Source organism: Acetobacter nitrogenifigens DSM 23921 = NBRC 105050 (genome assembly GCF_000429165.1).
Lineage (GTDB): Bacteria > Pseudomonadota > Alphaproteobacteria > Acetobacterales > Acetobacteraceae > Acetobacter > Acetobacter nitrogenifigens.
Map to the genome: position 1 here is coordinate 71,172 of NZ_AUBI01000011.1, position 25,592 is coordinate 96,763.

General features: G+C 58.7%; 24 protein-coding genes. 7 read left to right on the top strand and 17 right to left on the bottom strand.

All coding sequences use genetic code 11. The annotated features are described in order from the left end of the window. Positions 1-201: 201 nt before the first annotated feature. A complete protein-coding gene (locus G442_RS0112915; protein ID WP_154660373.1) occupies positions 202-1,218 on the top strand; it encodes an SGNH/GDSL hydrolase family protein in 1,017 nt (338 codons plus the stop codon). A gap of 162 nt (positions 1,219-1,380) precedes the next feature. Here G442_RS0112915 and G442_RS25125 read toward each other — a convergent pair whose 3' ends face one another. The 5 genes from G442_RS25125 to G442_RS0112940 all read right to left on the bottom strand — a co-directional run bounded on the left by G442_RS25125 (position 1,381) and on the right by G442_RS0112940 (position 4,726). Beyond that, a complete protein-coding gene (locus tag G442_RS25125) occupies positions 1,381-1,530 on the bottom strand; it encodes a hypothetical protein (RefSeq protein ID WP_154660374.1) in 150 nt (49 codons plus the stop codon). 513 nt (positions 1,531-2,043) lie between these two features. Then, the gene (locus G442_RS0112925; protein WP_026398331.1) at positions 2,044-2,370 is read right to left on the bottom strand and encodes a hypothetical protein; all 327 of its coding nucleotides are present in this window, start codon (positions 2,368-2,370) and stop codon (positions 2,044-2,046) included. 30 nt (positions 2,371-2,400) lie between these two features. Then, the gene (locus G442_RS22230) at positions 2,401-2,628 is read right to left on the bottom strand and encodes a DUF6587 family protein (RefSeq protein WP_035376614.1); all 228 of its coding nucleotides are present in this window, start codon (positions 2,626-2,628) and stop codon (positions 2,401-2,403) included. Beyond that, on the bottom strand, positions 2,625-4,484 hold the full coding sequence (gene feoB / locus G442_RS0112935; RefSeq protein WP_026398332.1) for a ferrous iron transport protein B: 1,860 nt from the start codon (positions 4,482-4,484) through the stop codon (positions 2,625-2,627). Before feoB ends, G442_RS22230 begins: the two co-directional genes overlap by 4 nt. A 2-nt stretch (positions 4,485-4,486) precedes the next feature. Beyond that, a complete protein-coding gene (locus G442_RS0112940; RefSeq protein ID WP_026398333.1) occupies positions 4,487-4,726 on the bottom strand; it encodes a FeoA family protein in 240 nt (79 codons plus the stop codon). Between the two features lie 265 nt (positions 4,727-4,991). Here G442_RS0112940 and G442_RS22235 point away from each other — a divergent pair, with 265 nt between their 5' ends. Together G442_RS22235 and typA are read left to right on the top strand one after the other, a co-directional pair. Next, on the top strand, positions 4,992-5,933 hold the full coding sequence (locus G442_RS22235; protein ID WP_084440584.1) for an SMP-30/gluconolactonase/LRE family protein: 942 nt from the start codon (positions 4,992-4,994) through the stop codon (positions 5,931-5,933). A gap of 284 nt (positions 5,934-6,217) precedes the next feature. Further along, positions 6,218-8,041, top strand: coding sequence for a translational GTPase TypA (gene typA, locus G442_RS0112950; RefSeq protein ID WP_026398334.1), 1,824 nt, complete (start codon positions 6,218-6,220; stop codon positions 8,039-8,041). A 158-nt stretch (positions 8,042-8,199) separates the two neighbouring features. Here the strand turns inward: typA and G442_RS0112955 are convergent, their stop codons facing one another. From G442_RS0112955 to G442_RS0112965, 3 genes are all read right to left on the bottom strand, one after another. Next, positions 8,200-8,478, bottom strand: a complete 279-nt coding sequence (locus G442_RS0112955; protein WP_026398335.1) for a hypothetical protein — start codon at positions 8,476-8,478, stop codon at positions 8,200-8,202. Between the two features lie 138 nt (positions 8,479-8,616). Next, the gene (locus tag G442_RS0112960; RefSeq protein ID WP_026398336.1) at positions 8,617-8,868 is read right to left on the bottom strand and encodes a hypothetical protein; all 252 of its coding nucleotides are present in this window, start codon (positions 8,866-8,868) and stop codon (positions 8,617-8,619) included. An 87-nt stretch (positions 8,869-8,955) separates the two neighbouring features. Next, the gene (locus G442_RS0112965; RefSeq protein ID WP_026398337.1) at positions 8,956-9,171 is read right to left on the bottom strand and encodes a hypothetical protein; all 216 of its coding nucleotides are present in this window, start codon (positions 9,169-9,171) and stop codon (positions 8,956-8,958) included. 412 nt (positions 9,172-9,583) lie between these two features. Between G442_RS0112965 and G442_RS25130 the strand changes: the two genes are divergently transcribed. Beyond that, complete coding sequence (locus G442_RS25130) at positions 9,584-9,727, top strand: hypothetical protein (RefSeq protein WP_154660375.1); 144 nt, start codon at positions 9,584-9,586, stop codon at positions 9,725-9,727. Next, positions 9,724-11,931, top strand: a complete 2,208-nt coding sequence (locus tag G442_RS0112975) for a xanthine dehydrogenase family protein molybdopterin-binding subunit (protein WP_026398338.1) — start codon at positions 9,724-9,726, stop codon at positions 11,929-11,931. The genes G442_RS25130 and G442_RS0112975 overlap by 4 nt, the downstream gene beginning before the upstream one ends. A 42-nt stretch (positions 11,932-11,973) precedes the next feature. Here G442_RS0112975 and G442_RS0112980 read toward each other — a convergent pair whose 3' ends face one another. The 6 genes from G442_RS0112980 to mutL all read right to left on the bottom strand — a co-directional run bounded on the left by G442_RS0112980 (position 11,974) and on the right by mutL (position 21,676). Continuing rightward, positions 11,974-12,390, bottom strand: a complete 417-nt coding sequence (locus G442_RS0112980; RefSeq protein ID WP_026398339.1) for a GNAT family acetyltransferase — start codon at positions 12,388-12,390, stop codon at positions 11,974-11,976. Next, positions 12,387-13,631 (bottom strand): S-methyl-5-thioribose kinase, encoded by a 1,245-nt coding sequence (gene mtnK / locus G442_RS22240; protein WP_051292305.1) that lies wholly within the window; start codon positions 13,629-13,631, stop codon positions 12,387-12,389. Before mtnK ends, G442_RS0112980 begins: the two co-directional genes overlap by 4 nt. 718 nt (positions 13,632-14,349) lie before the next feature. After that, positions 14,350-15,342 (bottom strand): isoaspartyl peptidase/L-asparaginase family protein, encoded by a 993-nt coding sequence (locus tag G442_RS0112995; protein WP_051292306.1) that lies wholly within the window; start codon positions 15,340-15,342, stop codon positions 14,350-14,352. 436 nt (positions 15,343-15,778) lie between these two features. Then, positions 15,779-18,163 carry a TonB-dependent siderophore receptor gene (locus G442_RS22245; protein WP_246789444.1) on the bottom strand — a complete coding sequence of 795 codons (2,385 nt, stop codon included), beginning with the start codon at positions 18,161-18,163 and terminating at the stop codon, positions 15,779-15,781. 795 nt (positions 18,164-18,958) lie between these two features. Then, positions 18,959-19,444: a hypothetical protein gene (locus tag G442_RS24440; RefSeq protein ID WP_084440585.1), complete on the bottom strand. Its 486-nt coding sequence runs from the start codon at positions 19,442-19,444 to the stop codon at positions 18,959-18,961. A gap of 387 nt (positions 19,445-19,831) precedes the next feature. Then, positions 19,832-21,676 carry a DNA mismatch repair endonuclease MutL gene (gene mutL, locus G442_RS0113005; protein ID WP_026398341.1) on the bottom strand — a complete coding sequence of 615 codons (1,845 nt, stop codon included), beginning with the start codon at positions 21,674-21,676 and terminating at the stop codon, positions 19,832-19,834. Between the two features lie 68 nt (positions 21,677-21,744). Here mutL and G442_RS0113010 point away from each other — a divergent pair, with 68 nt between their 5' ends. Next, complete coding sequence (locus G442_RS0113010; protein WP_026398342.1) at positions 21,745-22,233, top strand: YaiI/YqxD family protein; 489 nt, start codon at positions 21,745-21,747, stop codon at positions 22,231-22,233. A 149-nt stretch (positions 22,234-22,382) separates the two neighbouring features. Here G442_RS0113010 and G442_RS0113015 read toward each other — a convergent pair whose 3' ends face one another. After that, positions 22,383-22,781 carry a hypothetical protein gene (locus G442_RS0113015; RefSeq protein ID WP_026398343.1) on the bottom strand — a complete coding sequence of 133 codons (399 nt, stop codon included), beginning with the start codon at positions 22,779-22,781 and terminating at the stop codon, positions 22,383-22,385. A gap of 180 nt (positions 22,782-22,961) precedes the next feature. On the opposite strand from G442_RS0113015, the gene G442_RS24445 reads away from it, so the two are divergent. Next, the gene (locus G442_RS24445) at positions 22,962-23,978 is read left to right on the top strand and encodes a DUF2806 domain-containing protein (protein WP_146882469.1); all 1,017 of its coding nucleotides are present in this window, start codon (positions 22,962-22,964) and stop codon (positions 23,976-23,978) included. A gap of 253 nt (positions 23,979-24,231) precedes the next feature. Here G442_RS24445 and G442_RS0113030 read toward each other — a convergent pair whose 3' ends face one another. Both G442_RS0113030 and erpA read right to left on the bottom strand, forming a co-directional pair. Continuing rightward, entirely contained in the window at positions 24,232-25,002 is a 771-nt protein-coding gene (locus tag G442_RS0113030) for an exodeoxyribonuclease III (protein ID WP_026398344.1), read from the bottom strand. A 128-nt stretch (positions 25,003-25,130) separates the two neighbouring features. Beyond that, the gene (erpA, locus tag G442_RS0113040; RefSeq protein WP_026398345.1) at positions 25,131-25,499 is read right to left on the bottom strand and encodes an iron-sulfur cluster insertion protein ErpA; all 369 of its coding nucleotides are present in this window, start codon (positions 25,497-25,499) and stop codon (positions 25,131-25,133) included. Between the last annotated feature and the right edge of the window lie 93 nt (positions 25,500-25,592).

A 25,592-nucleotide genomic window follows, 5' to 3' on the forward strand; every position in this document is an offset into this window, starting at 1 on the left:
CGTCTCAAGGCCGCCAGACTCATGATGAGCGCGGTTGTGGCGAGCGTTGGAGCTATATCCATGAACAGACGTGAGTGGAACGACTTGAGCCGGCGCATATGGCGACCGTCGAATGTGTGTGGGAGGAAGCGCGCGTCTGACTATGGTCTAACGCGCTCCAGACATGCTGCGACAAGCGAGAGTGAGAGCTTCGAGACCACTATGAACGAACTTCAAAAGAGGGCGGGAATGTCGACTGTAAGAAAACGCATAGGGTTGCGGGGCTCGTGCAGACTGGCCTGCCTTCTCTTTGGTTTGCAGGCCGTTTACGCCAGTGCAGCGGAGCCTGAGGCGTCCACCGTCGTCACGTTTGGCGACAGCTGGAGCGACGCCGGAACATACGGCTTCATTTTCGGAACGACGCCGGGCTCGTCGTGGAGTCAGCTTTTCGCACGTCGATATGGCGATGATCAGACGGCGTACCTGTATTCCGACGGCGAACACATAAAACGGGTCATGGGCGGTCTGAATTACGCGGAGGGCGGGTCGCGGGTGACCATATCGGGAGACGGCCCCGATCGCATACCGTTGTCGGTCACAGCTCAACTGGACGCCCACCTTGCCGCGCATCATGGGTTTGATCCGTCGCAGACTGTGATCGTGTGGATCGGAATCAACGACATTTCCAAACCATTTCAGAAAAATTCGTCCGAATTTGACGCCGTTGAACAGCGCGCGTTTACGACGGGTGAGGGGTTGAGCAGCGCTGCTTACGCCCGAGCCGAGTCGCGTATCCGAAAGGCTGCGAGGGAGGAGGGTGCGCTTGTCGGCAGAATGTTGTCGGCGGGCGCGCGGCGTATTGTCGTGCTCAACAATATTGATGACGGAATCACGCCGTTTCAACCCGGCCTGACGAAGGACGGATTAAAAATCGCGACACGGTTGACCAACGCTTACAACGCCGAACTGGCTCTTTCCCTGCCAAAGGACGGGCGTGTCCTGCCGTTCGATGTCGATGCGCTGGTGAAAGGGGAGGCCGAGCGGGTCGAGGGGCGACAATTTGCGCATATTCACGAAGACGGTTGCGCCAACCACGACTATTCATGCGGCCCCGAGCACTATGCAGCGCCGGACGCGGATCAGACCTATCTGTTTGCCGGTTGGGGGCATCTGACACGGCATGGACGAGAGTTCATCGCTGCGGCGGTAGAGAGGGCCGTCGAGAAACAGTGGCCATAAGGGCGTGAATATTCAGAGCACGCTGGCTTTGCTACGACGAGACCCGACTGGCCGCCTCGTAGTGAACCGCCGCAGACAGATGCATGTTGCCGTTCCCCTCATGTTGGAATTCGGTTTCAATGCGTCGGACGTTGCGCCGGGGCCTGAAAACGTGCGCCCCGTTTAAGGAATGGTGGAACCATCAGGGGCGATAAAAAAATCCCCAGCCTGTGGCGGCAAGGCGGAGAAAGCATTCTGCCCGCCATCGGCCGCGCATCCGCTCAGAAGCGCCAACAGCACCGCACAGGCTATGCCTTTAGCTGGAATATTCATGATCTGCCTCCCTCCTGAAGAGGTCTCAGTGGTTACGTCATGCGACGACGTCTAATTCTGGAGCGGATCGTGAGCTATTATACTTGCGTATATTGATTCGATTTTCTGTTGGTCTCTTGTATTTTTTCATAAATTTCTGCAGGAAATGTAAATATTTTTTAATATTCATTATCTATAACAAAAACATAAAGTTATTTTTGTATCTCCCAATTATTCATCGTCGCTGTGATGCATGTGGGCTCGCTGCATGTTGAGCGAAACGTGCGTATCGTGCGCGCCTGCCGCGCGTGTCGCGCACGACTTCGTCGTTGTGAGTTCATGCAAATGGAGCGCAGTCGGCTCTTCCTGCCTCGCGTAACGTCACGCGGGCTGAAGCGACGCCCACCAGCAGACTGGCCATATTTCTTTCAGGCGTCCGGATTGGGGACGAATTTTCGAACGAGTTCCGGTTGCGATCTGATGTCCGGACTCCTGCGGCGACACGTCGCCACCGTGTTCGGGAGCTCCAAGGGCTCAGCGACGGCTTGTCGAAGCGGTGTGCCGTTTGTTCCACAAATAATGTTCGCGCATGGCCTGCATCAGGCAACGTCCCCTCTGCGTCTTGTTGTGGGCGAAATTCACGCCGCAGGCATGGAGACGTTTTTGATACCGCGCGTTTTCCTGTTGAGGACCATCGGAACCGGCGCACCCGACCGCTATCAGACAGACCGACAGCGCGCACAGGGCCAGCTTGTTCAGGGAAGCAGACAATTTCTCAAACCACGCCGGATCGCAGTTCGGAACGCGATCGTATGCGGTAGGGCGCGATGATCGCGTTGCGTCGCGCGTATCCTGCTTCATACGCGGAACCGCAGGAGAGCATGCCGCTACTCAGTGACAACCGCCGCCCTTGTCGCAACCCTTGCACGCGCCGCACCCGCCGGATCGTGCGCCAAGCCGCCCCGCGACCGCGCGCTGCATGGGGGCAGGCGCCCCTACGCTCGCCAGGGCGCGCGAGAGGCTCTGCCAGACTGGTCGAACGGCGGACGGCGCAAGGCGCCCCAGCCAGTAGAAGCTGCAGCAGGCGACGACGACGACGACGATCGCAGTTTCGATCATGACGGTCCTCCTCCAAAGGCCAGAGCTATGCGCCACGTGATGAAGGACGCGGCGTAAGCGAGGCCGAAAAGATAGGCGGCTGCTATGATGACGACTTTCCAGGTCCCTGTCTCGCGTCGAATGACGGCGAGCGTTGAGAAGCATTGCGGCGCGAAAACGTACCACGCCAATAACGACAGCGCCGTCCCGATGCTCCATTGCGAGGAGAGCAGGGGGGTAAGCTGCGCCGCCGCGTCAGCTTCCGAGGCGCCGACGGCGTAAACCGTGGCCAACGCGCTGACAGCGACCTCGCGCGCCGCAAGGCCGGGGATCAAGGCCACGCAAATTTGCCAGTTGAAGCCTATCGGCGCGAAGATCGGCAGCATCCACCGACCGATATGGCCAGCGAGACTGTAATCGATCGCCGGTCCTGTCGCGCCCGCCGGGGCCGCCGGAAAACTGGACAGCGCCCAGAGCAGCACGCTCAGCGTTACGATAATTGTGCCGACGCGGGACAGGAACGTCGACGCGCGCTGCCACAGGCCGAGCGCCAGATCGCGCAGGCCGGGCGCGCGATAGGCGGGCAACTCAAGCAACAACGGGTGTTCGCTGGCCCGCTCGCCGCGCTTGAGGATGCGCGCGACGGCCATCGCGCTGACGATCCCGGCGATATAGAGCGCGAACAGCACGACGCCTTGCAGATTGAAAATTCCCCACACGGTCTTTCGGGGGATGAAGGCGGCGATCAGCAATGTGTAAATCGGCAGGCGCGCGGAGCACGTCATCAGCGGCGCGATCAGGATCGTCACCAGTCGGTCGCGCGGATTCTGGATAGTGCGCGTCGCCATGATGCCCGGAACGGCGCAGGCGAAGCTGGACAGCAGAGGGATGAAAGACCGGCCGGAGAGACCTGCGGACGCCATAAGCCGGTCGAGCAGAAACGCGGCGCGCGGCAGATAACCGGATTCTTCCAGCGTAAGAATCCACAGGAACAGGATCAGAATCTGAGGCAGGAACACGACCACCGTACCCGCGCCTGCAATCACGCCGTCGACGAGCAGACCCTGCAGCACGCCATCCGGCAGAACGCCCCGCACCAGTTCGCCGAACTGGTCCACAAGCGCCTGCACGCCGTCCATGAGCGGCTGCGCCCATGAAAACACGGCCTGAAACATCAGGAACATGAGCGCGATCAGGATCGCCATGCCCCAGACAGGATGAAGCACCCACCGATCAAGCCTCTCCTCGAACGCTTCGGAGGCGGTGGCGGGACGGGAGACGGCATCCTGCAGAAGCTTTCGCACGACGGCGTGGAAATCGGCGTCGGGCGGAAGGACGGGCGGTGGTGGCGGCAGGGGATGGTCTAGGGCGGCGAGCACTTCCGACGCTCCCCCGCGTCGAACGGCGATTGCTGTCACGACCGGAACGCCCAGGTCGGCCTGCAGCCGTGCGATGTCGATTTCGAGTCCCTGCTGGCGGGCGGCGTCGATCATGTTGATGACGACGATCATCGGTCGCCCAAGCTGGCGGACGTCGAGGGCGAAGCGAAGATGCAGGCGCAGGTTGGTCGCGTCGAGCACGCAGATCAGCAGGTCGGGCGCAGCCTCGCCGCGATAACGTCCGGCGCAGACGTCGCGTGTCACGGCCTCGTCAGGGCTGGTGGCGTTGAGGCTGTAAGCCCCCGGCAGGTCGAGCAGACGCACGGCCAGTCCAGAAGCCGTCGTCAGCCGTCCCTCCTTGCGCTCGACCGTGACGCCGGCGTAGTTCGCGACTTTCTGCCGACTGCCGGTCAACTGGTTGAACAGCGCCGTCTTGCCGCAGTTCGGGTTGCCGACCAGCGCCGCCCGCAACGTCCGTTCGCGCACCACCGCGTCCATGGTCAGGCAGCGTCCCTGAGAAGCACGCGCGCGGCTTCCGCACGCCGAAGAGCGAAGCGGGTGAAGCCGATTTTCACGGCGAGTGGATCTCCGCCAAAAGGCGCGACTGCAACGACGCGCACGGGCTCGCCCGGCACGAAGCCCAGCTCGCGCAGACGCAACGCCACGGGGTCGCCGGGTTCGCGATCTTCGATATGGTCTATGATCGCGCTGGCTCCGCGCGAAAGGTCGTTAAGACGCATGATCTGAATGGTTCCGCCAGTTGGGCGACAGGGGAATGCTAACGTAATGCAAGCGCGATGTTGCGAATGATACCTATTTCCTATTCCGGCGCATGTCCATTCCAGTCATGGGCGTATCTGCCGGTAACCCATCCGGCCGGAAAGTGGGGCTTTCCGACGAGGGGCTTGTTGCGTAATCGACGATCTGCTGCGGCAACCGCTGTCGAGGGAGTCCGTTTTCCTCGTGGCTGACATATGGCGTCCAGTTGATGGGAAGGAAGTAGGTATGAGCGCTCGGCATGACGGCGTCCCGGCGCCTCTGAAGGATGGCCCTCACGCCCTGTTCCAGCCCGTGTGCGTGTGGGATCTGCGCGCAGAGTTGGGTGAAGGTCCCATCTGGATCGAGGCGGATAAAAGCCTCTACTTCGTCGATATTTTGGGGCGGGCGGTTCATCGTTATGACCCGGCCACGGGTCGGAGCGCTTCGTGGGCGGCACCGGCGAGGCCCTGTTTCCTCACACCGACGACCGATGGTTCGTTGCTGTGCGGACTGGAGGACGGGCTGTACCGCTTCGATCCCGCGACCGGGCGGTTCTCACTCGCGCTGTCCGTCGAGCGCGATCAGCCGGGCAACCGCATCAATGACGGTCATGTCGACCCGTATGGCCGGTTATGGTTCGGCACAATGGACGACGCCGAAACAACCGCTAGCGGCTCGCTCTATAGCATTGGTGGAAGCCTGGACGCGGGTTTGCGCCACCATCACGGCGGCTACACCGTCAGCAACGGACCGGCGGCCTCGCCCGATGGCCGCACGCTGTATCATTGTGACTCCGCGCTGGGGACTATTTACGCTTTTGATCTGTCGCCGGAGGGCGGTTTGTCCGGCCGCCGTGTATTTCGCCACTTTGCCGACGGAGCGCCCGACGGGCTCGCCATGGACAGCGCAGGCGTATTGTGGGTCGGGATCTGGGGCGGCGGTCGTATCGAAAGGTTGACGCCGGAAGGCGGCCGTCTTGAGCCAATTGTGATCCCGGCGCGTAACGTGACCAAAGTGGCGTTCGGCGGCCCGGATTTTAGAACGGTCTTTGTCACCACGGCGCGCAAGGGTCTGGCGGACGATCTGCTGCACGCCGAACCGCAGACCGGTGGGCTTTTCGCCTTCCGCGTGGACGTCGCTGGCGCGCCTCCGCGCGGCATGTCTCCGCCGGATGCGTCGACGCTGTAGGCGTAGCGCCTGCATCAGGCCGCAAGGCAGATGGATCAGGCGCACTCGACTCGGACGACGTAAACAGTCACGGAGGCCGGGGTGGAACGAACTGCGCGAAAGCGCCGTCAGGTCGCCTCGGCGGCAGGCGGCGGACATGCTTCAGGACGCTGCGCAAAACCGGCGCCATAAACTTTCGCGTGCAATCCGGGCCGCTCGCCTCTATGGACGGCGGGCAAAGACGACCCGTCGTGCGGCCTTACGCCCTCGGCGACCCTCGCAGGAAAGATCAGGCCCGCCTTACGATGGATATTCGCAATATCGCCATTATCGCTCACGTCGATCATGGCAAGACCACGCTCGTCGATGAATTGCTCAAGCAGTCAGGCGCGTTCCACGAACACCAGCAGGTGGCGGAACGCGCAATGGACAGCAACGATCTTGAAAAAGAACGTGGCATCACCATCCTCGCCAAATGCACGTCGGTGGTGTGGAAAGACACGCGGATCAACATCATCGACACGCCGGGCCACGCCGACTTCGGCGGCGAGGTCGAGCGCATCCTCAGCATGGTGGACGGCGCGATCGTGCTGGTCGACTCGGCTGAAGGCGCGCTGCCGCAGACGAAGTTCGTCGTCGGCAAGGCGCTGGCTCGCGGCCTGCGCCCGATCGTCGTCGTGAACAAGATCGACCGTGGCGACGCCCGCCCGGACGAGGTTCACGAGGAAATTTTCGACTTGTTCGCGTCGCTTGGCGCTGACGAGAAGCAGCTCGACTTCCCCATGCTCTACGCGTCCGGTCGTCAGGGCTGGGCGGATGAAGAGCTGGACGGACCGCGCAAGGACCTGTCCCCGATGTTCGATCTGGTGCTGCGCCATGTGCCGGCGCCGAACCTCGACAAGGACAAGCCGTTCGCGATGATCGCGACGATCCTCGAATCCGACAACTTCCTCGGCCGCGTGCTGACGGGCCGCGTCGAACAGGGGCGTGCGAAGGTGAACATGCCGGTTCGCGTGCTGCGCGAAGACGGCACGGTGGTCGAGACGGGTCGTCTGACCAAGCTGCTGTCCTTCCGCGGTCTTGAGCGCGTGCCGGTGGACGAGGTCGAGGCTGGCGACATCGTCGCCGTGGCCGGTCTGTCCGACGCCACGATCCCGGAAACCATCGCAGCGCCGGAAGTGACCGAAGCCCTGAAGGCGCTCCCGGTCGATCCGCCGACCTTGTCGATGACCTTCCGTCTGAACGACGGCCCGCTGGGCGGCCGCGAAGGCAAGAAGGTCACGTCGCGCCAGATTCGCGACCGTCTGTTCAAGGAAACCGAAGGCAATATCGCCATTCGCGTGTCCGAGAGCCCGGAGAGCGAAGCGTTCGAAGTCGCCGGACGTGGCGAGCTTCAGCTTGGCGTTCTGATCGAGACGATGCGTCGTGAAGGCTTCGAGCTGACGATCGGTCGTCCGCGCGTGCTGTTCCAGACCAACGCCGAGACCGGCGAGCGCGAAGAGCCGTTCGAGGAAGTCCTGATCGACGTGGACGAGCCGTATTCGGGCGTCGTCGTCGAGAAGATGTCGCTGCGCAAGGGCCAGATGCAGGACATGCGTCCGTCCGGCGGCGACAAGATCCGCCTGACGTTCCTGATCCCGTCGCGCGGCCTGATCGGCTACCACGGCGAGTTCCTGACCGATACGCGCGGAACGGGCGTCATGAACCGTCTGTTCGCAGGTTATCAGCCATACGCTGGAACGATCGAAGGCCGCCGCAACGGCTCGCTGATCTCGTCGGAAGACGGCGTGACGACGCAGTATTCGCTGTTCTCGCTGCAGGATCGTGGCACGCTGTTCGTGACGGCGGGCGAGAAGGTCTATGTCGGCATGATCATCGGCGAGCATTCGCGCGAGAATGATCTGGAAGTGAACTCGGTTCGCGAGAAGAAGCTGACCAACATCCGCGCCGCAGGCAAGGACGAGGCTCTGCTTCTGATTCCGCCACGCAAGATGAGCCTCGAGCAGGCGATCGCGTATATTGAGGATGACGAACTTGTGGAGGTCACGCCGTCCGCAGTGCGTCTGCGCAAGCGTTACCTCGATCCGCACGAGCGCAAGAAGCGCGAGCGTTCGGGCAACCAGGACTGACTTTTCATTGTCGGGTGGGGTGGTTCAGGCCACTCCGCCCGACACCGATTTTTCGGCGCCGATTATCGGTCGCGGGTGTTTCCACCACGACGCAGGACATTCAGTCGGAACATGCGACAGTTCGAACTGCCCGATTGAAAAAGCGATCAGCCTGACAGTTACAGCGCTGCGCACCATTCGTGAGGCATGCTCTGCCGGACTCTTGCCCGGGCCTCAAGATCAGCGTCCAGAATCAGTCCCAGAACTGTAGCGGACAGGCGGATCATATCTTCCGTTGTCTGATTATCTTCAGCCAGATTCGCCGCGCAATGCTCAGCCCACGCCAAAACAACGGGGTCAGTGGAAGCAAATTGCTTCAGGTGTTTGCGTAGCGTCTTGATTTCCGTTGTTGCATGAAGTTGGACTTCCCTCGCCGGGTCATGATCCTGAAACTCCATATCGTGGTGTGCCCTTCCGCTTGACGCCTCATTGTGTAACGTATGATGGCGGGGAAGGTTTACTGGCGGATTAAGTCGGATCGGCCGCAGGTGAGGCGCCGGACCTTGAGCGTCGCCGCAGTTATTGGATAGCGGCGCCTACAGCGTAAAAAAACTCGCCGTCGCGTCGCCGAGATCTTGCAAGGTCGGCGGGGTATGCAGGCCAAGGGCGATCGCCAAAGCCAGAACTCCCCCGGCAACGGCGAAGATGCTCCACAGATTTACCTCGGCAGTGCGTGCGTCATCGGCGGCCGTGGCGTTACCGGATCGGCATGAACCGACGACTGAGACCGCGCCTGACGACGAAGTGCGGTCAGGCCGGAGATTTAGGGAAGATGTGCGCCGTGTCATCAATGCCTGTCTCCCTTTACACCGCGTGTCCGTTTTACGATTTTCGATAGTGCAATGCGCCCGTGGGGCTCATCGTGGCGGAAAGGATCAGTTTCTGCCGACCGATCCGTAGCCGAGGGACCGGGCGCGTCGAAACTGATGCGCGACCCTCGCTGTCAGAGTGGCGATATCGGGCGAAATTTCATCATGAAGAGCGCGCACGCTGTCATGGGTCGCGTAAAACCGGGGCGCCTCCGCGTCGAAGCGGCGAACAGCAGCGCCGACGAATACGCCGTCGACCTCGACAATCGTTGAAGTTTGCATGTCAAAAATCCCTGATACGGGTTCGGAAAATCCGATAACGAATTGAAAACGGATGAATTCCCACGGCAGCGGACCCGCCGAACGCGGGGCGGCTGAATGAGGGATCAGGCGCTACATCGCCTTGCGGGGCACATTCGCTTCATCATGGTTTTGTCTCCGTCTTGCCCGTCTGGACTGACTGCGACAACCTCGCGTGAAATATGTTGGGAGTCAACGCTTAATCACAAATTAAATGTGTAAAAATATTTAAACGATAATATTTAGTGATTTGTAGTCTCGAAGCGCCTCCCTACTCTTATGTCGACAGACCTGTTCGCTCTGTTAATGATAGAGCAGGATGGAGCGCGAACAGCATGCATGCCGACGAGAAGTCCATGCGGGGCGGCGCTGACACAAACCGGGTTCTTCGCGCATGACGCAGCAGTACGGCTCCAGAGAGACTGATTCCGAAAGCCGTCCGGCTGCCCGATGCGACAGCACTGCGATGCGCGGTTATGGAGCGTTTTTCAACAATCCGCTCATAGGCGGCACGTTACGCATGGAGCGCGCTCCATGACGTGTATTGCTCCCTCCCCGTCCACCACTTCTCGTCGCAGACTGCTCGCCGGGGGCGCCGGGCTGATCGTGGCAGGTCTGCTGCCGCGCTCTTCTTCGGCGCAACGTCCGTCTGGATTGTACGAAGGGGTGCTGACCGAACCGTCAGGAGTCGCTTTCACGCCGAACGCCTATATCCGCATCGCGGCGCCTGAGACCGCAGCGTCAAACGCAAGTGGAATCACTCTGATTTTGCCGAATGTCGAGATGGGACAGGGTATTTACACCGGGTCAGTGGTCCTGATCGCCGAAGAACTGGACGTCGAACCTGATCAGGTGGCGCTGGAGGCAGCGCCACCGGACGACGCTTATGTCGCGCAGGATATGGGCACACAGGCCACAGGCGGTTCGACGTCCACCGTGTTCGAATGGACGTCCCTGCGGCAGGCGGGCGCGGCAGCCCGCATCATGCTGGTGCAGGCCGCGGCGGAACGCTGGAAATGTCCTGTTGAAGAGTGCTCGACCAACGCAGCCGTCATTCACCACGACCCGACTGGGCGCACGCTGACCTATGCTGAGGTTGCGGCGGAGGCTGGGCGGCTGTCTCCGCCCAAGAACCCGCCGCTGCGCAAGTCGGAGGCCTGGAAGCTGATCGGCCGAGCGCGCCATCGCGTGGACAGCCGCGCCAAGGTCGAGGCGAAGGCGGTCTACGGCATCGACGTGCGCGTGCCGGGAATGAAGTTCGCGACTGTCAGCGCCTGTCCCGTCATGGGCGGCGTTGTGCGGGGTATGGACCGTGAAGCCGCGCTGAAGGTTCCGGGGGTCCGCGAGGTGCTGAAGATCGACAACGCGGTCTGCGTCGTCGGCGATCATTACTGGGCGGCGAAGAAGGGGCTGGAGGCGCTGGCCGTCACATGGTCGGAGGGCGCGAACGCGACGGTGGACACCGCCCGCGTCTACGCCGAACTGCATGACGGACTGAACGACCCGCACCCGATCGTGGCGAAAAGCAGTGGCGACGCAGCAGCGGTGATGCAGAGCGCTGCTTCGCGATTTGAGGCCGTTTATCAGCAGCCGCTGCTCGCGCATTCCACGATGGAGCCGATCAACTGCGCGATCCATGTGCGCCCGGACGGCGCCGATGTGTGGGTCGGAACACAGGTGCCGATATGGGCGCGCGATTCCGTTGCGACGATCACAGGCTTGCCGAAAGAATCAGTGAAGCTGCATGGCCAGTATATCGGCGGCGGTTTCGGCCGACGGCTGGAGCACGAGTATGTCACGCAGGCGGCGCAGTTCGCTCGCCAGGTTTCGTATCCGCTGAAAATCGTCTGGAGCAGGGAGGAAGACGTCACGCTCGACCGTTACCGCCCCGCTTATGTTGATCGAGCGCGCGCAGGCCTCGATGCGCGCGGGCGGATTACGGCGATGGAGTTTCGCGTGGTGGGGCCAGCCGTAGTCGCCCGCTGGGAGCCTGCGGGCCTGTCGCCTAACGGCTTTGACGAGGATCTCGCGGCGGCGATCGCCATCACGCCCTATACTTATCCAACCTCGCGCCTCGACTATGTCCGGCGCGAGGCGCCCGGAGTCGTCACGGCCTGGTGGCGTGGGGTCGGGGGAACGCGCGGCCTGTTCGTGGTCGAGAGCTTTATCGACGAACTTGCAGAGAAAGCCGGGGTCGATCCCGTCGCTTATCGTCGGGAACTGATCCGCGAACATCCCCGCGCGAGGGCGGTTCTCGATCTGGCGGCTGAGAAAGCCGGGTGGGGTTCTCCGTTGCCGCCCGGACATGGCCGTGGCGTCGCGGCGCAGTTTTTGTTTGGTTCGTATCTCGGCACGGTTGTCGAGGTCGATATGAGCGATCCTGTCGCAGTTCGGGTCGTGAAGGTGACTGTGGCGGTGGATTGCGGGCAACCGGTGAACCCCGATCAGATCGTGGCCCAGATCGAGGGCGGGATGATCTTCGGTCTCGGGACAGCGTTGTTCAACGAAATTACGCTCGAAAAAGGCCGTGTTCAGGAAAGAAATTTCAATCAGTGGCGTTTGATTCGCATGAACGAGGCGCCGAAGATCGAAGTTCATATCGTCCCGAGCGCGGAAGACCCCGGCGGGATCGGCGAAACCGGCACGGCTGCTGCAGCGCCAGCGTTGGTGAATGCAATTTTCGCAGCGTCGGGGCGTCGCGTCCGCACACTGCCGGTTATGTCAGCATTGCGGGCGGGATAGGAGTCCAGAGAACGAGGAGTCGGCACGCGCCGACATCCCTGGTTACAGCCATTTTCCCATGACGATGCGGGGCGCGGTCTCGTACCCCAGCCGTTCGTAGAAGGGAACGACGCCAGCGTTTGTCTCGCGCACCATCAACTGCGCCTTGAGCACGCCCCTGTCTCGTAGCCAGGCCTCGGCGGCGCCCACCAGACTCCGGCCGATGCCGGCGCCACGCGCGTCCGGGGATGACGCGACGTAGTAGAGCCAGCCCCGATGGCCGTCATGGCCGACCATGATGGTGCCGATAATTGTCTGATTTTCATCTTCGCCAAGAAGTATTTCAGATGTTTCGCGTCCTCTTGCGAAACGGAAATCGGTTGCCGGATCGTTTTGCTGCGTGACGAGGCCGCAATCGCGCCACAGGGTGATTACGTCGGTCTCGTCTTCGGGTTTCGCCAATCTGATCGATATCTTCATGTCGTCTCCGGCAACGTCGTGATGCGCAGGTTCGCTTGCGGGTGAAGCATTTCCGTGAACGCGTCGATGTCGGCGGGCGCGTCTCGCAGGAGGGCGCACGCGAAAGACAAGGCTACACGCTGACGGTCGGCTTTGGACTGCTGGCCCTGAATATGGTCGAAGTCTGATGTCTGGGCGTAGCCGATCAGGCGTCGCACGATTTCGGCGGCGGCGAAACCGACAGCGTCGTGGAACACGCCGTTGATAAAGCGCGTGCGCAAGGCATCCAGTTCGTGCAACGCATTGGAAAATGTCGTTGGAACGTAAAGATCGGCTCCGTGCGCCTGCGTTTTCCAGAGATGCAGGAAGTCCACGCAAAATGTTCGCCAGAACGCTTTGATCGCGGCGGCCAGGCTCTCCTTGCGGGGTGCGTCGGTCGTCGCTGCGTGGGCAAGCGCCAGATGCGCCAGATACAGGCCGCAATCGAAACCGATCGGGCCATACAGGGAAAACTCCCCGTCAATCACACGCACGTCGTGATCGGCGATCATGATTGAGCCGCTGTGAAGATCACCGTGCAATAAAGCCTGCGGCGTCGTCAGGAAGCGTTCCTGCAATGCGCCTATTCTTGCAATTATTTGCGGATCAGAGCGCATGGCGGCGACGTCCGCATCAAGCGCAGGCAGCCAGTGGTTGCGTGGATGTTCCCGGTAAGGGTCTGTCAAAACGAGGTCGACCGTGATGCGGGTCAGCGTCGTATTGCCCGAGAAGAACGCGAGATCTGGCGTCACTGCTTCGAATGGTTGCGCGAGATACGAGGTCAGGAACGCTGATCTGGCTACGAACCCGCCAAGAATGCGGGAAGGCGCAATCGGATCGGCGCCGTTGGTCAAAGCCTCTCGCAAGGTGACGAAACCGTCCAGACACTCCATCGTCAGCACGAACTGTTCCGGGTCGAAGTCCAGGAACGCCGGGGTCAGCCCGGGGACAAGCGGTTCGATCCGTCGCAGCCAGGCGGCTTCGAACGCGGTGCGGTCGAGCGGCATTTTCCAATCGGGATCGACGCGTACGTGGGGCAGGGATTGCTTCACGCAGAGCCTTCCCGTGGTTCCGAACACAAGAAATACGAGGTTCAGGTTGCCGTCGCTGACCTCGCGCACGGTCCAGTCCTGCGCCTCGCCGCCCAGCCGTTCGGCGAGCTCTCGCCGAGCGGCGAGGAAGCGTTTGACGCCTTCGGGGTCCAGTGTCCGGTACGCGGTCATTGATTTTACCACAAAAAATTGTGAAATATTATTTTTACAAACATTAAATGTTTTATCCTGTCAAGCACCTGTTCATGCGCAGGGCAAGGCACATCGCTGCTGCGAAGTGATCGAATTTCATTGTGTCCGAAGAACGGCCCTGATGTTTTATGGTTCGGCGCTGCGAAGGATATGCAGACCACGTGTCGAATGGAAAAGAGGCGGTTCCTGTCGAAGGTCCGCCGTTACGCGGGCCGTCGATTGGTCGCCAGTCCCTCGAAAGGCGTTTCTCGACAACGGCGCATATCCTGTCGAGATAGTGATCGTGCCGCCGTCGTCGGAGGGATGTTGCAGAACGTCGTATTTTAAGCCGCGCCACTTTGCTGCGACGTTTCAATCGACCGGTAGTTGTGTAGCGTGGTCCGTAATCTCACGGTCTGGCGCCGTTGGCGTGGGTCGTCCTGCTTAACTAAAAAACGATGCCGTCAGAAGCACGGTGGAGGGCGTTTCCTGAGGCCCGTCGAGAAAAAAGGCTGCAGGCGGAGCCATCTTTGCGCGGGCACGCGTTACGGTCGCCACCCTGCGCAAGGTGGCGGAAGAGAAGGCGCCCGCAAAATCTTCGAGCAATCAACTGATCGTCGGGGAGCGACCTCTCCCCGTGCGAGGATTTGCTCCCGAAGTTAAAGGAGTGGCAAAACGTGTGCGGACTCGACGCCTCTGATGTCAGATTCGCGCGGCCCTATTTCTCGCCTTTGAAAATCGCGACATGCGTGACGCCGTCCTGTCCGATCCAGGCTCTGTACATTCCGTCCGTGTTGAACGGCATGGCGATGTGGCCTGTCTCGTCGAGGGCGATCGCGCCGCCATTGCCGCCCATCTGCGTGATTTCGTGATTCACCACGTCCTCGGCAGCCTGTTGTAGCGGTTCGTGCATGGCGCCGACCCGCATGCAGACCTCATGAGCGGCTACGGTGCGGATATAGTATTCGCCCCAACCGGTGCCCGACATAGCGCAATGGGCGTCCGCATAGGTTCCCGCGCCGATGAGGGGAGAATCGCCGACGCGTCCATAGAGTTTGTCTGTCAGACCGCCGGTTGAGGTGCCTGCGGCGAGATGTCCCTGCGTGTCTAGCGCCACAGCGCCGACGGTGCCGAAATGGCGGTCGAGCGGAATTTCGGAATGTTGCTTCCCTGCGGCGTCGTCTTTGAGAGCGCTCTGAAGCTGGTTCCAGCGGCGCTGAGTCCAGAAGTATTTTTCCGGCGTCATCGCAAAGCCCTGCGCTCGGGCGAAGGCTTCGGCCCCTTCTCCGACAAGCAGCACATGCGGCGAATGCAGCATGACGGCTTCAGCGAGAAGGATCGGGTTCTTGATGTGATGGACGCCAGCGACAGCGCCAGCGCTGCGCGTGAAGCCGTCCATGATGGCCGCGTCCATTTCGTTTTTGCCGTCATGCGTGAACACTGCGCCGCGACCGGCGTTGAAATTCGGGTCGTTCTCCAGAATCTGGATCGCCGTCGTGACTGCGTCCCTGGCCGCGCGGCCAGCTTTGAGCGTCGCATAACCTTCCTGAACCGCCTCCCGAAGGGTGTCTTCAACAGCCTTCGCGCGTTCCGGCGTCATGTCCTTGCGGATGACGCCCGCGCCACCGTGGATGACGAAAACCGGGGCGGTTTCGGCATGCGCCACGCCGCAGAGCGAAGCGATGGTCAGGGCGATGGCGAGAGGTTTCACTGTGACGTCTCCAAATCATAACGATACGGCGCAGAGATAAAGGTCTGACGCTGGCCGTGCAATGCATGAGGATTGCAGGTTAGGCCAGAAGCGCTCGTACGAAGCGTTGCGCAGGAGGTAATAGCGCCGAAGATATATAAGACAGTATTGAGGCCCATTGTGTTCCGGCCGCATCCATAATTGATTGCCCTTCACAATCTGGAATCGCGCTTATGCACCGCTGGAGTGAATCTCATTGCGGTGCCGTCACACAGCGGCTACTCTGATGTTTGGTGTCATGTTGAACGTGTGCGCCCCAAGGAGGACGCCTTGCCGCAGAGCGCCCGAAATCAGGCGCACCCAGGTTGGTGGCGCCTGAAGCAGCGGAGCTCCGGCGGCGTTGACCGTTCAAGTTGCGGGCTTGATTTCGAGCCAAAGCAAGCCGGGAGTCAGGCGCTCAGTAGCGTCCTCGAAGCGTGAAATAGAACGTTCTAGGCGAACCGTAGATAGCCCCATCATAGAATCCCGCCTGACGGTAATAGGTTTTGTCTGTCAAGTTGCTGATGTTGCCAGTCAAACTGAGCCAGTTCGTGAGACGGTATCGGGCCATAAGGTTGATGAGCGTGTAACCGTTCAGATAGAGGTTGGACGCATCATATTTCCCATTACCCAATGGCCGACCGGGATTTACAGGCCACGATGTGCTGGTCTGCGTCGTGAAACCGCCGCCAATGGTCAGGTTATGCAATTTCCCTTTGAAGGTGTACGTGGTGTTCAATTTGATCAGATTGTGAGGATCTTCCTGATAACCCAGCCCCTTCTCCTGCAAGTAACTGTATCCGAACAGAACATTCCACCCCGGGGTGATCTGGCCTGACACGTCGAAATCTACCCCTTCGGTCGTAACACCGTTGGCGGTAGTGTAGATCGTGTTGCCGGTGATCGTGTTTGTCAGGCCTGTGGTCTTGGCGACGTTATCCTGCTTGTTCAGGTAAAACGCCAGCGACATGTTCAAGCGGTTATCGAAAAATTCTCCCTTTATGCCGGTTTCGTAGCTCTTGCCCAAAACAGGAGGAAGCGGCTTGTTGTTGACGTCGCGGTCAGCCGATTGTGGCGTGAAGATAGTCGTGTAGCTACCGTAAATTGAAAAATTCTTGGCGAAATCGTAAACAAGGCCAGCATACGGCGTTAGAACAGCATTCTGGTTCATGGACCCGGATGAGGCGGTGTAAGCATTCGCTGTGTTATAGGTGCCAGAGTAGTATTGGTACGAGCTCATGCGACCACCCAGAATCAGGCTAAGTCCTTTGGCCAACACGAAATGTCCGCTGACGTAAGCTCCGTAATTCCGGGTCACGTCGACTTCGCGCGCGTTAGTGCGGTGTGTTCTAAAATTGGCGTAGCTGCCGTCCCAGGTTTTCCAGTTGGCGACCGATAGGCCCGTCGAGCGGTACTGACACGCGGAATAGGGCGTGACATTTGCGATGTTGCAATTGCCTAGAGCGTTACTGAACGTCCACGTGGTCAGCTCATCGCTGTAACCGTTGAATCCAAACACCAGAGTTTGTGGACGGCCGAAGACTTTAAACTGACCTGTCAGACGGATATCGGCCGTGTCGCGCTGGTCGTTATATTCTCCATGCAACGCGTTCAGATATGCGCCTGTTCCATCCTCATTCCAAAAACCAGCGTATCCGCCAGTACTTTTGGAGGCGTTATTGACCTTGAGATTGCCAAGGTTCTGATAATTTCCGGCCCACGTGTGCATATAGCTGGCTCTCAGGCGCCAGTTATCGGAAAAACTGTGATCGTAGTTTCCAAATGCGGATAACGTATTTTCCTCGGAAAAGCTCCAGTTCGCTACCGGATTGGTGCTACGTGGGAGATTGGTTCTGGTTCCGTTCGCGTACCAGATAGGGACGTTGGTTCCCCAGGATGCGCCGTTATCTCGGGTCTTTTCGTACTGAAAGCCCCAGTTAACGGTGTCTCTGCGAGACAGGTCAGCCGCGAAATTGGCAAGTGCGCCGATATTATAAAGGCTTTCACGTTGACGGAAAGTATCGGAATCTTCCCAGGTAAAAATATAGCGGCTGCGAATCGTGCCGGATTGGTTCAGTGGCTTGTTGACGTCGAGCATGACGCGATGGTCGTTCCAATTACCCAAGCGTAGCATCGCGTTCACTTGCTCGGTCTTGGTTGGTTGCTTGCGCTCAAGGTAAATGGTCGCGGACGGATCGCCAGTGCCGCCCATGAGGCCGTTGGCGCCGCGAATGATCTGAACGTTGTCGTACAAGTCCATATTCATGGCGGAGCCAGCGCCGCTGAACCCCGTTGTCCCGTTCACTTGCATACCGTCTATGCGATAGTTGGTGATGTCAAAGCCACGGGCGCGATAGGTAGTCCGTCCAGCGTTGTCGTCTTGATAGGATGTGACGCCGGCTGTTGTATTCATGACATCATCAAGCGTGTTGATCTGCATGTCGTCCATGAGTTGACGTGTGATGACCGTTACGGTTTGCGGAGTTTCACGTAAACTTAAAGGAAGTCCTGTAGCGGCGGAAGTTCTTTTGATTGTATATGTATTTAACGTGTCCTGAGCGCCTTTGACTAAAATGTGCTCGTTTCCGGGGACTTGTGTATTTTCGTAAATATCTTTCCGGTGTCTGTGTTCTCTATTGATCTCTTTGCCGTGTCGATTTTTGTGGTTGTGCTTGGGGCTATATTTCGTTTCTGGATTTTCGAGTGTGGTCGCCGCCAACGAATGCCCGGCGAGCAAGATGCAAGACGTCAACAACACAAAGCGGGTTGAAACGAAAAGAGGGCGCACGGTCTTCCTGGTCACTGTAATTTCCAACGCAAATGATAATCAATATCATTTGGTGAATAGGTGGAAAAATACGAATGTGGCAACTGGGAATAAGTTTCTAAAAGTAACAAAAAGTAATGTTCGGAATCAGTTATGGAAATGTTATGAGTATATTGCGCGATTTTTAACCCAATAATTTTGATGTTTGGTGATTGTAATAGCTTGCAAAGCTAATTGGACGCAGGTCGTGAGATCGCGGAAACTACCTACAAAATTCTGTGATACCTTAGATGCGTAGATCAGCAGATTGGGGGGTGAGCTATCATGCTCGACTCAAATGATGAAGAATCATCGGGAAAAAGAGCGACGGAGTGTCGAGTCATCTGGATCTGATATTGCTCCAGTTACGCAAATTTGAGGAATTATAATATTGCCTGATCGACAGATCATTGACATTTCTGATGGTTTTATAAAGTAAATTTCTGAATCTATCGCTGTAAACAGTAATGAATTGATGCCGAAGAGCCAAGGCGCCATCAAATGGATATTTGCTTAATATCAGAGATTTTATGGGAATTAGATGTTTTGTTCGTAAATAAGATTCAATGGAAGTATGTTGGGACGTTGTAGGTAACAGGGTTCAGAAGTGTATTGAGGCGTCCAGGAGCGTCCGTTTGTGTAAGAGATCTGAATTTTCGTACGTGCTGCAGACGAAAACACCAGCGCCAAAGTTCAATTTATTTGCGCAAATAATTTTCCTATCAGAAAGATTTATAAAAATCTTCGCCGCGGGGACATATATGGATGCGCCCCTGCGGCGGACATTATGATTCACCAACCAGAGTTATACGCGCCCATACCGGGATCCCAATTTCCCCAGGCTTGATTCCACGACGGGTTCCAGCCGCCCCAGCCGGGTCCATTCATGGGTCCCCAAGCTCCCCAATTCCAGCTGGCGTCCTGATATTCCCCGGCTGTCATCTCTTGCTCATCAGCCAGCATTTTTTGCTGCCTGTATTGTTGATACTGAGAATATGCAGCTTGATCGCCTATATAAAGGCAATCGCATGCCGTGGGATCTGCATAAACGTAGAACACAGAATTATTGCGTACCCGTCGAACGAAACGATGCGGCGGAAGACGGTTAAGCATTGCTTGTAGCTGTTGTGTGTCGGCAGGCCTGGCTGCAAATCCAGCGGCAGCGAGGTGATCTTCCTTGTGCAGGACGCGCTCTGTAGCACTTTCGCAAGAGGGCAGAAGCGCGAGTGCCGTGATGGCGGCGAGCGCGCGCGGCGCAAATGGTCTGGATGTCTTCACTGAAAACTACTCCTTAAAATATGTAATTTAGATAATTATTTCCTTTTGAAAACCGTTGCAACGGTTGTATTTTTCTGGCGAAAAGTTTTCAAAAAAATCATTACACAAGCATTCAGAGAGATTGTCTTGTGTTATACAGATAAGAAGAAAAACATAAATATGTTAAAAGAAATCGAAAAATAGATCCGGTCGCGGGAAGGATTATGCCGGATATCTCGCTTGTCTTACACATGACCACGCTACTCTGAGCGCTGTGGGTTGGAGAGAAACGCGGCCGCTCCGAGAACAAATGAAACAACCTCCTGCAGTCTGGCGAACGGCAGATCGTGAGCAGCGCCGACAAATCAACCGCAAGAAAGTGGCAGACGCAGCGCGTTGATGGCCCACTCAATGCCTGCGAAACAATAACTCCAGATCGGCGCGCGTCAGCCGAACCCATGTCGGTCGCCCATGCGAGCATGTGCCCGCGCGCGGCGTCGCTTCCATCTGACGCAGCAGCGCATTCATCTCCTCCATCCCCAGTGTGCGCCCCGCGCGGATGCTCCCGTGGCACGCCATGCGCGCGATGACGGCGTCCAGACGTCCATCCAGCGCCGGTGTCTCTTCGATCGCCGCCAGATCGTCCGCGTCGAGTTCGTCTGCAAGATCGCGCAGCAGATCGACCGCAGACGCGCCCCGCAACAGATCTGGAAGCGAACGGACCAGAATGGAGCCGCCGCCGAATCCCTCGACCTCGATCCCGACGCGCGCCAGAGCCGCCGCACGGGCCAGCACGGCCTCCGCCTGCCCGCGCGGAAGGTCAATCACGTCGGGGATGAGCAGCCGCTGGGCCCGCACCGCGCCGGACAGCAACTGTTCACGCAGCGCTTCGTGAGTCAGCCGCTCATGAGCCGCGTGCTGGTCTACAAGGATCAGGCTGCCATCCGCCGTCACCGCCAGAATGTAGGTGTCGAGCACCTGTGCGACCGCCGCGCCAAGAGGAAAGTCCGCGGCGCTTTCCGTCGCCACGTTATCCTCGAACCGCGTGCGCAGAGAGGCTTCCGAGCTTGCGACAACCTGCGTGCTCGCCACCGACGCCGGTGGTTCCTGTGAAAACCGCCGCGCCTGCGGGGGCGTGTTGAGCGCCAGCGTCGCCTCTGCGAAGCCCGTGTTTCGAGCGGGCGTTTCGGGCGGATAGAACACGCGCTGCGGGCGGCTGGGCGCGAAGGACGGGCGAACGCCCACCACACCCGCCCCAAGCCCAAGCGCGCGCGTCAGCGTGCCGATGACGAGCGAGCGCGCTCCGGCTTCATCGGCGAAGCGAAGCTCGGTCTTCGCGGGATGAACGTTCACGTCCACCTGATCATACGGCACGGTCAGGCTGATCATCGCTACGGGATGCCGCCCCGACTCCATCACCCGGCGATAGGCGACGCGGATTGACGTGCGCAGCAGCGGATCGACCACAGGGCGTCCGTTGACCAGCATGAATTGCCCCGCCGTCGTCGGCCGGTGCACCGAAGGGCCGCAGGCGAAGCCTGTCAGGCGCATCGCTCCTCGCTCGCCCTCAAGCTCAAGCAGCCCGTCGGCGTCCTCTACGCCGAGCAACGCCGCTGCACGGGCAAGCGGCTCCTCCGGTGGGCGATCAAACACCGTGCGCCCGTCGACCTCCAGCATGAACGCGACATCGGGCGCGGCAAGCGCCAGGCGCCGCATAGCCGCCTCCGCGTGAGAGCCCTCGACCCGTGCGCTTTTCAGGAACTTCCGCCGCGCGGGCGTCGCGAAGAACATGTCCTCCACGACGATCGTCGTTCCGGGCTCCCCCGCGCAGGGCTCCGGCGGAAAGATCACGCCGCCCTCCACCCGGATGCGCCACGCGCTGTCCGCGCCGCGCACGCGAGAGACGATGTTCAGCCGCGCCGCCGCGCCGATGGACGGCAGCGCCTCCCCACGAAAGCCGAGCGTCGAGATACGCACCAGCGCTTCGTCCGTCAGCTTCGACGTGCAGTGCCGCTGCACCGCCAGCGCCAGCTCGTCCGGCGTCATGCCCAACCCGTCGTCGCTCACCACGATGCGGTCCGACCCGCCATTGGCGATCGAGATCCCGATCCGCCCCGCCCGTGCGTCGAGCGCGTTCTCGACCAGTTCCTTCAGCGCCGCCGCCGGGCGTTCGATCACTTCGCCCGCCGCAATGCGGTTGATCGTGGCTTCCGAGAGGCGACGCAGCGTGGGGCGGATCAGGGTGTCGGTCATGGCGGCCCCATGATAGCGCGCTTGCGCCGCGCTTTACACAGCCCCCGCCCCGGCGGCAGAACAGGGCCATGACACGCATCTTCATCGACGCCGACGCCTGCCCCGTAAAGGACGAGGTCTACCGCGTCGCCGTGCGCTACAACCTTGGCGTTTTCGTCGTCTCGAACCGGCTGATCGCCGTTCCCGACCAGCCGGGCATCGAGCGCATCGTCGTCGACGCAGGTCCCGACGTCGCCGACGACTGGATCGCCGAGCGCGCAGGCGCGGGCGACGTGGTGATCACCGCCGACATACCCCTCGCCGCGCGCTGCGTCGCGAACAAGGCCAGCGTGCTGGAGCCCAAGGGCCGCGAACTGGACGGAGACGCCATCGGCATGGCGCTGGCGGTGCGTAATCTGATGGACGACCTGCGCTCGACCGGGACAATCACGACAGGCAGCGCGCCGTTTTCCAAGGCGGACCGTTCTACGTTTCTGTCGGCGCTGGACCGGATCGTGGTGCGGCTGCGGAAATCTGTTCGGGTGACGCCGCCTCGGCCGCCAGCAGGGGGCTGGTGAGGTTTTTCGATTTTTATATTATTGAGAATTTCTTTCTTGCGAATGGAGCATAGAACCATCTCAGGTTAGACGCCGCCCTTATCATCGCGTTGGATTCTGCCGCGTCTTGGCAGAAAGTGTTCACGAGATGACTGAAGCCTTCGGATATGTCACCCGCGGTATGTTCTTGAGCGTAAAGTAGACGGGAGCATATCGCCGATAGCTTCCTTGGGGATGATGATCCAGGAGTTTACACTGCTGTGCAAAAGCAGACCGTCAGCGTCGTCGAACCTTGTCGTCATTGATAACGCGTCCCTGAAGGGAATACCGCCGAACGGGCGTATTAGTTTATCGTTCGTATTGGTAGTAAAAAATAATGTCATCTTTCCCTGATCTACTGTGGCGGTGCTGATCTCAAGCCTGCCGTCCAGACCGGCTTCCTGAAGATTGGCAGATTCGAAATTCGCCGCATTGGGGATGTTAAAGAACACTTCTTCATCAAGGAAATTTTGTAAATCTGAGAAGTTTTTTTCACTGTTTTCGTCTTTTACATAATCGTCAAACGTCATTTTTTCTTCTGACTCATGTTGATAGATCGATTTCCAAAATATTTCATGTGATGGCGCAAATGAATAACGTCATACACATAGATTGTTTGCCCCTTTAAATTTTGCCTATCATTGTACAGTCTGTGGGGGCACGTGACTCGCCTCCTTTGCCGGTGGGCTTGTTCAGCTGGGAGTAATACCGTGACTATAGATTTTACCGCTGCATTAACTGGATATGTTGCCGGTAATCTGCCTTCTGTATGGCATGCAGTGCCCAATGGTGTCAAAGTTCGATTGGAACAAGGATTTGATCGTCTTACGGGTAAAGTTACTCGCCGATGGGACCGCGAAAATAAGTCCAGAGATGCCGATGTTGATGATGGCATCAAAAGAGCCGGAAATAAATCCGACGCGCAAAAAGAGGTCCTGAAGCTTTTAGTGCCTGATGTTGCGAAAAAAATATCTGCTGACCCTGTATTGTTGGAACGTGCGACGCTAGAAATGATGGGAAATGCCTATATAAATCAAGAAAATAGAGAGTCTGTCGCTGAGGTGGCGCTTAAAGATGTCGTCGATAAACACGACGATCACTCTGAGTCGAGCGAACCTCAGGACGAAGATTGGCTTAATATATTTTCGTCGTATGCTGAAAAAGCAAGTACCGAAAGAACGCGTCAACTTTGGGGACGTATTCTTTCAGGAGAAGTGAGGCATCAGGGTAGATTTTCACTGTCGACTTTACGTATATTATCAGAAATAGACAAAAAAATCGCAAATAATTTTTCAGAACATGCATGTTTATTTTTTTCAAATGGATCTTTGCCGTATTCAATAGAAAAAATAAATGAAAATGAAATTGATTTTATTGGCATGCAAGAGTGTGGAATTATAGACTCCTTATCTACAAATAGAAAAACAAATTTTACTCCAGACATGGATTTAACATGTTCTATTTCTATGGACAATATTTTAATAAATATTTTGTTTAGAGCAAAAATAACAGCGCACATTAACACTATTTTCTTAACGAAATCAGGGTGCGAATTGTGTCATTTAATCGATGCTGTGCCAAATATACAACGCCAAGCTCAAGCAGTTAGTGAGGCTATAAAAGAAAATCATATTATATCAAAATGCTCTATATTTGAAATTAAACAGGTAAAGACTAATGGTTTTGTGGATTATTTCACACCAGCCATCATTGATTGGGAAAAATAAGAGCTAAATCGGAAGAAAAATTTTCGAGCTTTCTATGCTCATTTCGGGTGGTCGGAGGCAAGTAAATAGATTGTCGAGCTCTATAACATGAACCGATTGGCAGGGCCTTTACCGAAGACGATCAGACTTTAGGGAACGTTTCTGCGAACTTCACAGGAGATATCTTCATGGATATTTATAATGATTATTAAACGGACGTGAGAGAGATCGCAGGGCGACCATTACGAAAACATTTTCTAATTACGTCACTGCACTATCCCAACTCCACCAAAACCGGCACATGATCCGAAGGCTGCGGCTTCGCCCGCTCCTCCCGATCTGGCGCAGCGGATACCAGTCGCTCCGCCACGCGGGGCGACAGCAGCGCATGGTCGATCCGTATGCCCAGATCGCGGTTCCACGCCCCGGCCTGATAGTCCCAGAACGTGTAGCAGTTCTCGTCAGGGTGCAGCGCCCGCACGGCGTCGGTCAGGCCAAGCCATAGCAGGCGGCGGAACGCGGCGCGGCTTTCGGGGCGCACCAGCGCGTCCGTCGCACTCAGCGCGCCGGGGGCAAGGTCGCGTTCGGTGGGGCACACATTGTAATCGCCCGCGAACAGGAAGTCCGCGTCGGCGCGCAGCAGCGTCTCCGCCCGGCGGGCGAGGGCGTCAAAGAATTCCAGCTTGTTCTGAAAGCCTGCTTCGCCGCCCGAATTGCCATTGGTCAGGTAGAGATTGCCTATGATCAGGCCATCGGCCTCGACCTCGATATAGCGCGCGGGCGGCTCCGGGTCGGACAGGCCCGGCAGCTTCGTTTCGCGCAGTTCGACAGGGCGGCGGGAGAGCACGGCGACGCCGTTATACGATTTCTGGCCGACGACATGCGCCGTATAACCCAGCGCCTTGAACGTCTCCGCCGGGAACTGGTGCGCCTCGCACTTGATCTCCTGCAACAGCAGGACATCGGGCTGGACCCGTTCCAGCCAGTCCGCGACCAGAGCCTGACGCTGGCGGACTGAATTGACGTTCCAGGTGGCGATCTTCATGGCGGCTCGTTTCAGGCGGCGGCTCCGGGGAGCCGGTGGGTCGTCGCCGTGGCGACCGCGATCCGCCCGCCCAAGGCCCGACAGCGATGGCAGCGCGCCGCCGTCCCGTCAACCCGAAGCGGGGCGGTTCAGCCCGCCAGAGAGAAGCTGGTGCCGCAGCCGCAGGACGTGGCCGCGTTGGGGTTTTTGACCGAGAAATGCGCGCCCATCAGCTTGTCGGTGAAGTCCAGCTCCGCGCCCGCAAGCAGGTCGAGGCTCGCCGGATCGACTGTCACGCGCACGCCCTGCTTCTCGATCACCACGTCGTCGGCGGCGATCTCCGGGTCGATGCGGAATTCATACTGGAACCCGTTGCATCCCCCGGCCGACACTGCGACGCGCAACGCGGTCTGCGCCGCGTCGTCGCCGCGTTTGGCGATGATCTCGGCAATGCGCCGCGCTGCGGCGTCCGAGACGGAGAACTGCGCGGGGGCGAGGGTCTGATCTGCCTGGGTCATGGCTGGATAATGGGGTGTCGCATGGCCGTTGGGAAGGGTCGGGACACGGGGATTTTACGCCCGCCGCAATCCAGCCCTCCCGGCCTGTCGCGC